This window comes from Nonomuraea sp. NPDC003201 (assembly GCF_053590415.1).
Map to the genome: position 1 here is coordinate 1 of NZ_JBSFTC010000044.1, position 13,875 is coordinate 13,875.

Genomic DNA, 13,875 nt, shown 5'->3' on the forward strand with positions numbered 1-13,875 from the left:
CCTTCATCGCGGCCCAATCGGTCGGGTAGTTCGGCCGGATCTCCGCGACCATACGGACCGCACGCTCACGAAGCTCGGGAGGGTAGGGGGACGGAGGTGCCATGACTCGATCCTCTCAAGGAATCGAGTCTCCATCAGACCCGGAGCGGTTCACTGCCGCCGTTGAAGATGGTGGGGCTCGTGACCCGGCCGGATCCCGCCTGGATCAGGGATACGTCGCCGTAGTAGGTCGGCTGGTTCGGCAGTTTGACCGTCCCGCCAGTTCGTCCATTTGATGATGCCGGCGAACAGCTCGGCTGCTCGCCGGTAGGACGGGGGTTGAGGAGGAACTCCTCAACCCCCGATCCGGCGTGGGCGAAACCCGGCCACGCCTCGTCCCGGGAGCTCGCCGTCGCCACGGCCGACATCGGCTGCAGGCGGGCAACCGGGCTGGTCGCCGCCCGGTCCGCCGCTGACAAGGCCGTTCAGCTCGACGCCATCGCCGCCCACCGCCGGGACTTCGACCGGTTCCGGCGTGCCCGCGACGCCGAGCTGCGCGTGGCCCGGCAGGTCATCGGGAACGGATAGCGGCTGCTGCCGCCGGGCTCTGCCGGAAAATAGCCGACCCAGGTGTCAGCAGGGGTGATCGCCGCTGGTCACCGCGCTGCACCGCGATCTTCACCGGTACCAAGCCGGCCGCCCACCCCACCATCTCCCTGGCCCGTGGGCGGGCATGGCGGCTCCAGCGCCCGCGAGGCTCAGTCGATCTCCAGGGAGGGCTGAGGATGATCGAGCCATTCCCTCTCCAGCCGGACGTTCGTCCGTTGCTCCACGATCGCCATGGCCTTCGCCCGGACAGTGAACGCGTCCCGGGTGCCACCGAGCAGAGCCGCCTCTTCCCGGAGAGCCTCGGCGTTCGTGCCGTGAATCCCTTTCGGATCGAAGTCGCGGACCTCGGCCACGACCCCGCCGTCGGCGGCATAGAGCAGCCTGCGGGCTCCGGTGATGTTCCACTGCACATGCCAGACCTGCGCGCCCGAACTGACGCGCCCCAGCATCGGCTGCTCCCCGACAGGCGTGAAACCCTCGGCTTGGAAGAGCATCACCGACGTTCCGGACCGCCGGAAGGCCGTCAGGTCCGCGTAACCGGGCTCGTACTCCTGGAACTGCGGAGTCGCGCCACCGGTGACTCGGCGCCCCACCTCGTCGAGAGAAAGGCTTCCGGACTCCGGCACGATCACCGTCCATGCCATCCCTTCGCCCATCCATGCCACCTCTTTCAACAAGCTTCGATAGCGCCGCACTGACTCTTGGAAATCTGAAGGATTCAAGCGGGGTTCCCTCCTATATGCGCCTCCGTCGCCGTGCGGCAGGCTGGCTGCCGTACGGCGACGGAGGCTGCTTCTCATGAACGCTGATTCTGCGACACGCGCGTCACGTCCCGGTTATGGCCACTTCGTGTATCCGCCCACAGCAGGTTTCCAGCAGTTGGAATCCATCGACGGGTTGGACGGTGTGGCCGGATAGGGGAGTAGCTTGGAGGCGAACCGCGAGAACCATGGATCGTCCTTGTACAGGAGCCGGTCCCGATTGTAGAAGCGCGTCATGGCCTTGCCGGCTTTACCGTTGGGGCCGGCCGCCGTGCCCGGCATGGCGCACACCGACAAGTTCCTTGCCTTGTCCCCGGCCGGTGTCCGCTCCACGGCGGATGCCGGCGGAAACTCATCGCACTCCATGTGGACCATGGGAGGTACGGGAGTGCCGTAGTTCGGCCAGAGACTTCTGCATCTGGTGGTGGCTCGTCCGCGGTTCCGATCGATCTCCGGCTGGCCTATCCGATGCAGGTAGTTCTGTGCTCCGGGGTTCTCGTTGGCCGAGGTCGCGCAGCCCTTGATGATCTTGTCGGGCCTCTTGGGGTAGGTGTCGCCCTTGTCGTAACAGGCCTTCCAGTAATGGATGTAGGCTTCGTCGTAACCAGCCCCGAGCTCCCATTTGATGGACGCTGCCGCGGGCATCACACACCCTCCCGGAAACTGCTTCGAGATGTATGTGGCGGAGTCGCACCGGATGGTGAACTGCTGCGGCGTGGCGCCATGGCCCCATTCGAACTTGATGGGATCTGCCCACTCGTCGCTGTCGGTCTTGATCCATGGGCTGAAGTTGCAGTTCGAGATGAGATCGGCTCCGCTCGTGTCTCCGGGAGCGGCGCGGAACCGCCAGGTGGCGAGCTTGGGCCACTTGTCGTCGATCGGATTGCTGAGGGCCCGCAGCTCGTCGCCTTCTTTGGTGATGTTGTTGTGCTGTGCGCTCCCGTTCCATGAGGTGATGTGACGGCACGCCGTCTGCCCTCGTGCCGGGCTCAGGCCGAGCGTATAGTTCGCGTCCAGGAAATCGTAGTCAGTGAACCTGAACTCATTGACATAGACGTCGAAGTACATGTCCCGGCTGGTTCCGCCGGAGGGAACTCCGTCCGGACCGTTGAAGGTGCTGGCGACGAGCATCAGGTAGAACTGCCCGGTATCCGCGCCGTCACCGGCGAATTTGATGCTGTGCACCTGACATCCGCTGAAGCGGTTCTTCCGCCAGGTCGCTTTGTATCTGTCGTTGTCCTCGAATTTCTTCCAGCATTCTTCCGGGTCGACGCGATCGTAGGTCATGGGTTGCGGAGCGGCCATGGCTGTCGTGGACCGTCTGTCACCCTGGCCGGCGAGCGGAGCGAACTCCTCGGAACTGCTGCCGTCCACCAGCTCAGCGATCTCCGAGTGGGACAGGGCGCGATCGTAGGCCCACACCTCGTCGAGAGTGCCGTTCATGCTGGTGCCGAGGGTGAGCGGCCCGGTGGAATTCCAGGTCGGGAAACTGATCGGCGCGCTTGCCGACACCTCCGTGTCTTCTTGGCTCTCGTCCAGCACCGGCAACCCGATGGTGTTGCCGTTGAGGTAGAGAGTCGCAGTGCTGCTCTGCTTGTCGTACACGGCCGCGATGTGGAACCAGGAGTTCGCGGGAGCTTTGACGCCTGACACGACGCCTTCCGATCTCGCGTCGGCGGCATCAGACGACGTCAAGCTGAAGGTCAGGCCGTCTTCCGGGTCGTTTCCCAGCCGGAATGGCGCCGTATTTACGCCATTTTGTCCAACAATGGTGTACGCGCCGTTCTGGTCGTCCCACCTCACCCATGCCGCGACGGTGAAACTTTGATCGGTGCGTAGCACCGGCCCGGCCGTTCGCGCCATCGGTCCTGGTCCGGCTTGAGTCAGATCGAGCGTGACGTAGTGCCACGCGGCCCAGCCGCTCGGCACCTCTCCGGCGATCGCCCTGGCACGCCACCGGATGGTCCATCCGTCCGACAACTCTCCGTGGGGCACCGTGATGCTCGCCTGCGTGCCCGATGCGAGGCCGTCGACGGATCCAGCCCAGATCTGCCCAGTGCCTTGCCCGGTGGTGTCCGGGTCGTGCTCGACTTCGAACTCGGCCCGGACCGTTTGCCCGGCGGGCCCGGTCACAGTCGCCTTGAGCGTCGGGCTCAGTACGTTCGTGATCGTTTGGCCGTCTATGACCGTTGACGGGGTGAGGACGAGATCGGCCACGGCCGGCTTGGGCACTGCGACAGTGGCCGAGTGCCACTCAGACCAGGGAGAACTCGTTTCTCCCGCAACGGCACGAGCACGCCAGCGCACCTTCCACCCGTCGGTCAGTACCCCGGCGGGGACATTGACGGTGGCCTGCGCGCCGGAGGCCACGTTGTCGACGGCTCCATCCCAGATGGGGCCGCTGCCTTGCTCCGTGGCTTCTGGATCGTGTTCCACCACGAACTCGGCACGAAGGGTTCCACCGATCGGGTTGCCGACCTCGGCGCGGAGCGTCGGAGTGAGCGTGGTGACGATGGTGGTGCCGTTCACCTGCTCTGACGGAGAGATCTGCAGAGCTCCGATCGCGGGCTCGGAAGCGGGCGGCGGAACGTCGACGCTCAGGCTCTGCCAGCCGGACCACGGTGAGCTGACCGTGGTGGCGGAGTTGATCGCGCGGACCCGCCACCGGACGTTCCAGCCATCGGTCAGCTTGCCCGCAGGAACGGTGAGCGCGGCCTGGGTCCCGGAGGCGACGTTGTCGACGCCACCGGCCCAGATCTGCCCGGTACCCTGCCCCGCCGAGGCCGGGTCGTGTTCGACATCGAACTCCGCGCGAACCGGTTGACCCGCCGGGTCGCTCACCATGGTATGCAGGGTGGGCGTCAGGCTGCTCGTGACCGTCTGACCGTCGACTACCTGTGACGGCGTGACGCCGAAAGGGCCGACGCTGGGATTCGGCACGTCCACGGTGGCCGTCTGCCACTCCGACCACGCAGAGGTGGTGGAGGCGGCGGCGTTGGCCGCGCGGGCTCGCCAGCGGATCTTCCAGCCGTCGGCCAGCTTCCCGGCGGGGACGCTGACAGTGGCCTGGCCGCCGGAGGTGACCGTCTGCGAGGCGCCGGTCCAGATCTGGCCGGTGCCCTGCCCAGGCGCAGCCGGGTCGTGCTCGACCTCGAACTGGCCGGTGAGGTTGCCGCCGGCGGGGTCGGCGACGGTCGCGGCGAGCTGCGGGGTGAGCGAGCCGGTCACGGTGACACCGTCCACGGTCTGCGCCGGTGTGATGGCCGGGGCGGAGACGGCCGGTTGCGAGGCCGGTCCGCTGGTGGTGATGGTCAGCGTGGGCGGCTGGTTGAAGTCGGTGTCTTCGGAGGAGGTGAACACCCGGTAGTTGTTGATGTTCGCCTCGCCGGGCGACTTGAGCACGAGGCCGTGGTTGGCGGCGCCGGCGGCCCAGTCTTGTGTGATGCCGGTGACGTTCCAGTCCATGCTGTCCGGCCAGGTGGCGCAGTCGGAGTTGACGCCCTTGAAGTTGGTGGAGGCGTCCTCGGTGGTGAAGGCAGGCTTGGTGGCCCAGTACAGGTTGTCCGGGTCCCATGCGCTGGTCAGCCGGGCGACCTGGATGCCGTTGGTGAGTGCGGTGCCGCAGTTGTGGCTGTCGATGGTGTTCATCGACAGCTTGGCGTCGGTCACCGTGCTGCCCTGCAGGCCCGTGGTGTCGAACTTCAGGTGCGTCCGAATCTTCATCCCGCCGGTCATGGTGCCGGCCAGGAGGTTCGGGCCGCTCGGGTAGGCGGGCGAGTCCACGTCGAGCGTGCTGACATCGACGTCGGCGCCGACGGGCAGCGTGACGGCCGCGGCCACCCGCACCGGGTAGGTGGTGCCGGCGTCGGCCAGGAACGCCTGGTCGAGCTTGACCACCAGGTCCGTGCGGCCGTCCTTGGTGACCACGTCCGTGCCGGCCTCGGCGCGCTTGGCCAGTGGGCCCTTGGCGCTGCCGTCCGACACGATCGGCCGTGTTCCTGCGGCGACCAGCTTCTTGCCCTTGCCCTTCAGCAGCAGCCGGCCGCCCTTGCCCTCGGTCAGGGTCAGGCCCTCGTCATCTACGCCGATCCGCAGCTCCAGCGGCTTCGACGGCCGCTGGCGCAGCACCACCTCATACCGGAACCCGGTCGACAATGCCGTCACCACCAGGTCGGCGCCCACTCCGGCGGCGTCGGTGTAGGTGGCCACACTGCCCTTGACGGTCGGCTTGGGCAGCGGCGTCGGCCAGCGCAGCGCGTACGAGTGCCCGTCGACCTTCATCTTGACGAAGGCGTCCTCGCCGCCATTGGAGATCTCCACGACGGCGCCCTGGGCCATTGCCTTCGGCTTCAGCTTTCCGGCCTGCTCGACGAGCGTCGGGTCGATCGGGATCCACGTGCCATCCCGCTTGACTCGGACCGGCTTCGCGTGGGCTTCGGTCGTGAACCGCGTTCCGTCCGGTTGTGCGTAGGTGACGCTCATCTCAGTGGTCGCTTCAACGACCTCTACCGGCTTGCCCGCGGCGACCGCCCTTCGCGCCGCGGATCGCAGCGCCGGCGCCAGGCTCTGGATGGCAGTGGTCTCGCCCGCTGAGTCGCCGGCTCCTGTGTTCGTCAGCGCGGAGTTCGTCACGCCAGGTGTCCAGGTGGCGCCGTCGCCGACGGCCGCATCGTGCCCGCTCCCGGAAGAATCCGCGGCGGTGCTGCCGGTTCCTTCAGTGAACGACCAGCGGGCCGCCACTCCGTCGACGGGTGGCGGCAGCGGCGATTGGAGCTCATCAGCGGACGTCACGCTGTCGTCCACGGCGTTCGCCAGCTCCGCCTGCATCGCTGCAGGAGTGATCGGCTCCGGCGACGGAACCGTCGCTTGCAGCCGCCCCTGTGCGGCGAACGCTTCCAACTCCTCCGCGGTGCGCGGTGTCGGCTCGCCGGGGGCCAGGATCACGACCGCTCGTGCCGGCTTCACTTTGGGCTCGAAATCGACCGTGAGCCTGGGGCCGTGGGCGGGGTAGCCGCTGGTCTGCTCGCGGCTGCGGTAGCGGCGCCAGTTCCGCAATTCGGATTCGTCACCGGCGCGGAGTTGGAACCCGTAGTTCGTTTCCCCGTCCGCCCAGTCCTGGACGATGGTGTCGACCGAGTGGATGAGGTCGTGCTCGTAGTTCATCGAGCCGGCGCAGTCGGGGCTGTACGCCCCGTACTCGGTGTCCGCGCCCACGTTGGTGACCGATGGCTGGTCGCCCCATGCCAGGGTCAGATGGTCCCAGTCGGAGGTGACCCGCCGGGCGGTGATTCCGGAGCCGACGAACTCGCCGCAGTCGTTGGACAGGTAGTTCCACAACTCCAGGTCGGCGTTCTGGATGTTCGAGCCCCAGAACGGGTCGGTCGCCTTCGGCAGCGGGAACTGAATGTAGGCGCGCCAGCGCTTGGCGATGCCGCTGGCGTAGGACTTGCCGACCCACATCTGGTCGCGGTAGTGCATGTCCCAGCTGTCGGTGAGGTCCACGTCATTGATGTACGTGTCCATCGGATCGCCGGGGGGGCAGGGGTCGCCCCCGAGCGTGCACTCGTACCAGTCGTCGTCGACGGCGGCCATGGTCACCGGGAATGTGGTCGCCGGGTCGGCGAGGAAGGCGGCGTCGGGGCTGTACACCAGCGACGATCCGTCCAGGCTCACCTGGGCCCTGCCGACCCTGACGGCGCCGAGGTCGGCGTTCGCGTCGGCGGCCTTCGCGTCCAGCAGTGCCGCGGGGCGGATGTCGAGGTTGTGCTTACCGTCCTGGTTCTTCAGCGTCGGCTGCCCCTTGGCGTTCTTGCCGAAGGAGACGCCCTTGGGCAGATCCACGGGGATGCGGAACGTTACCGGCTCGGCCGGGCGTTGCCGGATGACGATCTGCTGGCGGAACCCGGTCGGAGTGGCGGTGACGACCAGGTCGATGCCCTTGCCGTACGCGGACGGGTAGGTGGCGGTGCTGCCGTTGAGCGTGGGCTCGGGCAACGTGCGGGGGGCGTCGATCCGGGCGGCGAGGTCGCCGCTCTTGCTCTTGATCGCTTCGGTGTCGCCGCCTGCGGACAGTGTCAGGGCGCCCTTGGCCGCCTTGGGCTTGATGACTCCGTTCGCCTCGATGAGCGTGGTGTCGATCGGTGTGAACCCTTTGCCGTCGGCGTTCTTGACCCGGATGGGCTCCAGGTACTGCTCCATCCGCAGGGTCTTGCCGTCGGGGTTGGCGTAGTAGGTGGTGTTCTCCGAGCGCAGCGACTCGATCTCGATGCGCCGGTTGTCCTTCTTGGCCTGCGCCAGCGCCTTACCGGTGGGGGTGGCGGGAGCGCTCGGCGGGGTTGCGGGGGGTGGCGTGGGGTCCTGGGCGAGCGCGGGTGCGCTGATGAGCGAGAGCGGCATGGCGACGGCTGCGATCAGGGCAGCGCGACGTCGCGTCCGGCTGGATAAGCCGGACGCTGTTCGTGATGGTTTCACTCGAGCCTTTCGAACAGATGTGGCAAAACGGAGTGATCATCACATGTGTTGCGGTCTTATGTAAAGATCCTTTTTGGTACGAAGGCGGGCTCCGTCAGCGCCAGCCGCACTGCCGGGCCTGTACGACCCTGCTGGTTAACTCGGATTAGTGGCTCCGGTTCGTGATCTGATGGTGTTTGTCCTGATCATGAATGGTTTGGCAACAGTCGTCGTGGTCTTCGTCCTGGCTGCCCGGGGTGGATGGAGACGGCGATGTCGATGCAGCCGATGCGGTGGCCGGAGCCGGCGCCCGAGGTCGCTGCGGCGATCCGGGCGATCTATCGAGGTAAGAGGCAGGTGCCGTTACTGGTTCAGGTGCGTGATGAGTTGGGCGAGGTGTTCGCCGATGAGGCGTTCGCGGGCGCTTTCGGGCGGGAGGGCAGGCCGGGCGGGCGCGCTTCTCCACCTGCGGAACCTCCAGCCGCGGTTGCGGCCAGCGGCGGCATGGGGCAAACATGAGGCAAAGCTGAGTCACACACTGAGCTCCTGCCCGAGCTTGGACGCTGCTCTCAGCACCAGCCGCGCCGTCTCCCGGGCGGCTTGGTGGGCCACCTCCGGCAGCACCGAGACGTAGGTGTCGTAGGTGTCGGCGGTCAGCACGATGCTGGCGTGCCCGAGCATGGCCTGCACCACCTTGAGATCGGTGTGCGCGGCCAGCGCGAGGGTGGCGGCGCCGTGTCGCAAGTCGTGCAGCCGGATCGCGGGTTGTCCGGAGGTCGCCACCAGTCGGCGGAACCGGCCGGTGAGGTAGTCCGGCCGCAGCGGCGCGCCGTCGGCGGTGGTGAACACGTATCCCGAGTCCCGCCAGTGTGTTCCTGCTGCCGCGCTCACCTTTTCTTGCCGCTCGCGGTGCTGGGTCAGCACTCGCACGGTCTCCGCGTCCAGAGCCACCACCCGGCAGCTGGCGGCGCTCTTCGGCGGCCCGACCACGACCTGGCCGTCGGCGTGCACCCGTTGCTGCGTCACCGTCAGTTCCGCCGCCTGCAGGTCGACGTCCGTCCAGCGCAACCCGGCCAATTCACCGCGGCGCAGGCCCCGTAGCGCGGGCAGCCACCAGATGGGCCTTGACGTGGGTGACCTCGCCGCCGTCGGCCACCAGAGCCCCTAGCATCGGCGGCCGCGGACCTCTGGATCTCACGGCAGTGACGCGAGCATTCGCTCTCCCGCCGATCGCAGATGGGCGGTCATCGCGGCCGCCGCAGCCGGGCTGTCGCCCGCCACGACTGCTCGTACGATGGCTTCGTGCTCGTCCCGGGTGAGCTCGGCGGCGCCTTCCCGGGCGTAGAAGATCCGGAAAGCGCGCGAACGGACGAACAGCCGCTCCAGCGTCTCGGCCACGACCAGGTTCCTGGCCATCTCGGCGAGTTTGCCGTGCAGTAGTTCGTCGGCCTTGGCCAGCATGGTGAGGTCGCCGCCGGGAACGTCGACCTGTCGGCGCAGGAACGCCCGGTCCTCCGCGCGGAACTCCCGGGCGGCACGGGCGGCCGTGGGAGGTTCGAGCAGCAGCCTGCACTCGTACAGGTCGGAGATCGTCTTGTGGTCGGGCAGGTCGGCGGCGACGAAGCCGCGGTAGGGGTGCTTGCTGACCAGGCCGTCGGCCTCCAGGCGGCCCAAGGCCTGGCGGATCGGCGTGTTGGAGATCTTCAGCTGGGCCGCCAGGGCGTCGATCTTGACCCGGCTGCCATGTGGGATATGGCCACTGAGCAGCATTTCTCGCAACACGTCGTACACGTCGTCGGCCAGCACTTGCCGGCGGGGGAGCGCCGGTGCCGGCGCGGGTGAGTCGGTCATCCAAGCCTCCTGACGTTCACAACATAGCGACAAATGGGGGTTGACGTCGCCGTAACATGCATGCAACATCTGACTTCAGACATCGTACACGATTTTGTCGAGGCAGCTGTGATCAGATTTCGCATCCCCCTAACGGCGTGCCTCGCAGGCGCCCTGCTCGCCGCCTGTTCGTCCAACACGCCCGCAGCCGTCAGCGGTGCCATCACCGAGGATCGTGACGCGACATTGCTGGTGTGGAGTGACCCCACCCGGCTGGCCGGATTCGAACAGTTCAAGAAGACGCACCCGAACCTGAAGATGAAGGTCGAGACCTACGACGGGCAGAGCCTGCTGACGAAGATCCAGCTGTTCAACCGCACCGGCAAGGGCTGGCCGGACGTCATCTTCGCCGGGCAGCCCAACATGGTCTCCCAGTTCGCCGGGAAGCTCGACTATGCCCAGCCCCTCGACTCACTGGTGCAGGAGCAGATCCGGAAGGACTTCGGCACGGCCAACGCGCCCTGCGAGGTGGGGGGCAAGCTGTACTGCCTGCGCAACGACCTGGCCCAGACCGTGCTGTGGTACAACAAGCCGCTCATGGAGCGCTTCGGCTACCAGCTCCCCAAGACCTGGAACAACTACCGGGCGCTGGGCGAGCGGGTGGCCAAGGAGCACCCCGGCTACGTCATCGGCAGCGCGGGCAGCTTCTTCACCTATTACGACTACTTCTGGTCCAGCGGCTGCCCGATCCAGCAGGTGACCGGGCCGGACAAGGTGCACATCGACCTGAAGGATCCCAAGTGCACCCGGGTCGCGGACGTGCTCGACCCGCTGGTCAAGAACGGCTCGGTCACCAAGGCGGGGCTCTTCGACCCGGAGATGGCCAAGCTGGGCAAGGAGGGCAAAGTCCTCATGCTGCCCGGGGCCTCCTGGCTCGGCGACTACCTGTTCAAGCCCAAGGACCTGTTCGCCACCCCCAACGGGCAGATCGCCGCGGCGGCGTACCCGTCCTGGGACGGCGAGACGACCAACTGGTCCGGCAGCGCGGGTGGCGGCGTCTACCTGGTCTCGCGCCACTCCAAGAACATGAAGGGGGCCGCCGAGATCATCCAGTGGATGACCACCGACGCCGGCTACCAGAAGGGCGCGCCGACCTACCCTGCCTACGGCCCCTCGGCAGACGCGTGGGCCAAGAGGCTGGCCGGTGACCCGTTCTACGCGTCCGACCCGTTCCCGGTGATGCGGGAGCAGGCGGCCAAGGTCAACCCGGTGCAGCAGCCCACCCGCTACGACGTCGAGGGCGCGTTCACCCAGACGGTGGTCCCCGCGATCCGCTCCGGCGGCAGTGTCCGGGCCGGCCTGGACGCGTTGCAGGCCGAGCTGGTGAATTTGGCGAAGGCACAGGGCTATGACGTCGGGTAAGTTGTTCGGCTGGCTGTGCGTGACGCCGTACCTGGTGCTGCTCGCGGTCTTCGGGATCGGCCCCGTGATGTACGCCCTCTACGAGTCCCTGAGCGACCCGCGGGCCTACGGCAACGCGATCGCCGACTTCCGCTTCCTGCCCGCGCTGGGCAACGTGTCGCTGTTCATGGCGCTGTACCTGCCGGTCATGGTGATCGGCGTGCTGCTGCTGGCGCTGTTCGTCCAGGACCAGCGTCCCCTGTACGGCACGGCGCTGCGCCTGGTCTACATGCTGCCGGGTGCGGTCACCGGCTCGGCCAGCGTGCTCCTCTGGTACGTCATGCTCCAGCCCGCGCTCAGCCCCTTCGCTCCGCTGTTGCACGGCCTGGGCATGCGCACCGGCAACGACGTGCTGAAACCGTCGTACCTGGTGATGATCTTCGCGTTGATGGCCTTCGCCACCGGCTTCGGTCAGTGGGTGGTCATCATGTACGGCGCCCTGCAGGGAGTGCCGCGCGAGGTGCTGGAGGCCGCCAAGGTGGACGGCTGCACCTGGTGGCAGACGGCCCTGCGGATCAAGCTGCCGCTCATCTCCAAGTACGTGGTCTACATGGTCATCCTGGCCTTCACCGCCGGACTGCAGATCTTCATCGAGCCGCAACTGCTGTACGGCGTGGCCTTCACCGGCTCCAAGTCGTGGTCGCTGAACCAGCTCGGCCTGCTGTTCGCCTTCGACAACGGCGACTTCGCCGCGGCCGCCGCGCTGTGCCTGATGCTCCTGGCCGTCTGCACCGTGGCCGCCTGCTTCCTGGTCTTCAAGGCCAAGTTCTTCGAGACGGAGGTCGACCGATGACCGAGCGGCTCGGCGGGCCGTGGGTGTGGCGGACGTCCGTGTCCGTCGTGCTCGGCCTGGTGGCCCTGGCCTGCGCACTGCCGCTGGTGTGGCTGGTGCTGGCGCCGACCAAGTCCGATGCCCAGATCACCGGCGGGCATCCGCTGTCCTTCGGTTCGCTCGACGGCTACCTGACCGCCTGGCGGAACCTGACCACCTTCAACGACGGCGTCATCTATCAGTGGATCGTCAACTCGGCGGTCTACACCGGCGGCGCGGTGCTGCTGTCGGTGACCACGTCCCTGCTGGCCGGGTACGCGCTGGCGGCGACGAGGATCGCCGGCCGGCGGGTCATCCTCATCGCCACGCTGCTGGCGATGATCGTGCCACCCGCCGCGCTCGTGCTCCCGCTCTTCCTCGAGGTGAACGCGGTCCAGCTCACCGGCACCGCCTGGTCGGTGATCCTGCCCGCCAGCCTCTACCCGTTCGGGGTCTACCTCGCCTTCATCTACTTCTCCACCCTGCTGCCTCGCGAGGTGCTGGAGGCCGCCAGGATCGACGGCTGCTCGGAGGCCGCCCTGTTCGCCAGGGTCGCCCTGCCGCTGGGCAAGCCGCTGATCGCGCTGCTGACCTTCTTCGCCTTCATTGGCAACTGGAACAACTACTTCCTCCCGTTCGTGATGCTCGGCGACGACGAGACCTTCAACCTCCCGGTCGGGCTCGGCGTGCTGATCTCCGGCTCACCGGCGCTCAACCCGGCACTGGGAGGCAGCGATCTCCCCATCCACCGACCAGAAGCCGCGATAACGGGCGTGCTCACCGTGGTGCCCGTGGCGCTCGTCTTCCTGTTCGCCCAGCGCCACCTCGTGCGCGGACTGCTCGACGGCGCCGTCAAGAACTGAACCGCAACGGAGTGAAATGAAGATCACCGCTGTCGACGTCGTCCTGTGCGCGCAGCCCGCCGTCACACCCGCCTTCCGCTGGCGCGACGGCCTGCCGGGGTCCGAGCCCGCGCACACCGGCGGCTGGCTCGTGCTGTCCACCGACGACGGGCACACCGGCTACGCCTACAGCCAACGCGGCGCCATCCTGGCCGACATCGCCGACCGGCGGCTGCGCTCCGAACTGCTCGGCGCCGACCCGCTGCAGCGTGAGTGGTTGTGGCACCGCGTCTGGGAGCTGGACCGCATCGAGGAGATGCCGCTCTACATCCACGGCCTGGTCGACGTGGCGCTGTGGGACATCGCGGGGAAGGCCGCCGGGCTGCCGGTGCACCAACTGCTCGGCGGGTACCGCACCGCCATCCCCGCGTACGCCTCCACCTCGACCTTCGCCACCGTCAGCGAGTACCTCGACGTCGCCGACCAGTGCCTGGAACTGGGCTACCCGGCCATCAAGCTGCACGCCTGGGGGAACGTCGACCGCGACATCGCCCTGTGCGCGGCACTGCGCGAGCACGTCGGCGACTCGGTGCCGCTGATGTACGACGGATCCGCCGGGTTCGACCTGCTCGACGCGATCAAGCTGGGCAGAGTCCTGTCCGAGGCCGGATACCTCTGGTACGAGGAGCCGATGCGCGAGTTCAGCGCGACCGCCTACCAGCGCCTGGCCGAGAAAGTGAACGTACCCCTGATCGTCGCCGAGACCAGCGACGGCGCCCACATGAACACCGCCGACTTCATCGCCAACGGCTCCGCCACCGCGGTGCGCACCAGCGCGGGCCTGCGCGGCGGCGTCACCGGGGCGATGCGGATCGCCCACCTGGCCGACGCCTACCGGATGCGCGCCGAGGTCCACGGCGGCGGCATCGTGCACACCCACCTGTGCATGGCCATCCCCAACACCACCTACTACGAGTCGTTCGTCCCCGCCAACCCCGTGACCAGGGAAGAGGCGGTCGACGCCAACGGGCTCGTCCACGCGGGAACCGCGCCCGGCATCGGATACGAGGCCGAATGGGAGCGCACTGCCGTACCGGCCGGGCTGGAGCCCTACACCTCCTGAATTCCCCCC

General features: G+C 67.5%; 10 protein-coding genes. 6 read left to right on the top strand and 4 right to left on the bottom strand.

Features of this window, described 5'->3' with window-relative positions; translation table 11 throughout:
* The first annotated feature begins 318 nt into the window (after window positions 1-318).
* Complete coding sequence (locus ACWDX9_RS18620; protein WP_449955229.1) at window positions 319-567, top strand: hypothetical protein; 249 nt, start codon at window positions 319-321, stop codon at window positions 565-567.
* A 170-nt stretch (window positions 568-737) separates the two neighbouring features.
* Here the strand turns inward: ACWDX9_RS18620 and ACWDX9_RS18625 are convergent, their stop codons facing one another.
* Entirely contained in the window at window positions 738-1,265 is a 528-nt protein-coding gene (locus ACWDX9_RS18625; RefSeq protein ID WP_449955232.1) for a hypothetical protein, read from the bottom strand.
* A gap of 159 nt (window positions 1,266-1,424) precedes the next feature.
* Window positions 1,425-7,343: a DNRLRE domain-containing protein gene (locus ACWDX9_RS18630; RefSeq protein WP_449955235.1), complete on the bottom strand. Its 5,919-nt coding sequence runs from the start codon at window positions 7,341-7,343 to the stop codon at window positions 1,425-1,427.
* Window positions 7,344-8,072: 729 nt separating this feature from the next.
* Here ACWDX9_RS18630 and ACWDX9_RS18635 point away from each other — a divergent pair.
* Window positions 8,073-8,318 carry a hypothetical protein gene (locus ACWDX9_RS18635; protein WP_449955239.1) on the top strand — a complete coding sequence of 82 codons (246 nt, stop codon included), beginning with the start codon at window positions 8,073-8,075 and terminating at the stop codon, window positions 8,316-8,318.
* A 12-nt stretch (window positions 8,319-8,330) separates the two neighbouring features.
* Here ACWDX9_RS18635 and ACWDX9_RS18640 read toward each other — a convergent pair whose 3' ends face one another.
* Entirely contained in the window at window positions 8,331-8,918 is a 588-nt protein-coding gene (locus ACWDX9_RS18640; protein ID WP_449955352.1) for a site-specific integrase, read from the bottom strand.
* Window positions 8,919-8,993: 75 nt separating this feature from the next.
* Window positions 8,994-9,650 carry a GntR family transcriptional regulator gene (locus ACWDX9_RS18645; RefSeq protein ID WP_449955242.1) on the bottom strand — a complete coding sequence of 219 codons (657 nt, stop codon included), beginning with the start codon at window positions 9,648-9,650 and terminating at the stop codon, window positions 8,994-8,996.
* 108 nt (window positions 9,651-9,758) lie between these two features.
* Between ACWDX9_RS18645 and ACWDX9_RS18650 the strand changes: the two genes are divergently transcribed.
* Genes ACWDX9_RS18650 through ACWDX9_RS18665 form a run of 4 tightly spaced genes read left to right on the top strand, consistent with a single transcriptional unit; the run spans window position 9,759 to window position 13,866 of the window.
* Window positions 9,759-11,051, top strand: coding sequence for an extracellular solute-binding protein (locus ACWDX9_RS18650; protein ID WP_449955245.1), 1,293 nt, complete (start codon window positions 9,759-9,761; stop codon window positions 11,049-11,051).
* A complete protein-coding gene (locus ACWDX9_RS18655; RefSeq protein WP_350727271.1) occupies window positions 11,038-11,883 on the top strand; it encodes a carbohydrate ABC transporter permease in 846 nt (281 codons plus the stop codon). The genes ACWDX9_RS18650 and ACWDX9_RS18655 overlap by 14 nt, the downstream gene beginning before the upstream one ends.
* Window positions 11,880-12,764 carry a carbohydrate ABC transporter permease gene (locus tag ACWDX9_RS18660; protein WP_350727272.1) on the top strand — a complete coding sequence of 295 codons (885 nt, stop codon included), beginning with the start codon at window positions 11,880-11,882 and terminating at the stop codon, window positions 12,762-12,764. Before ACWDX9_RS18655 ends, ACWDX9_RS18660 begins: the two co-directional genes overlap by 4 nt.
* Window positions 12,765-12,780: 16 nt before the next feature.
* A complete protein-coding gene (locus ACWDX9_RS18665; RefSeq protein ID WP_355199997.1) occupies window positions 12,781-13,866 on the top strand; it encodes an enolase C-terminal domain-like protein in 1,086 nt (361 codons plus the stop codon).
* The last annotated feature ends 9 nt before the right edge of the window (window positions 13,867-13,875 follow it).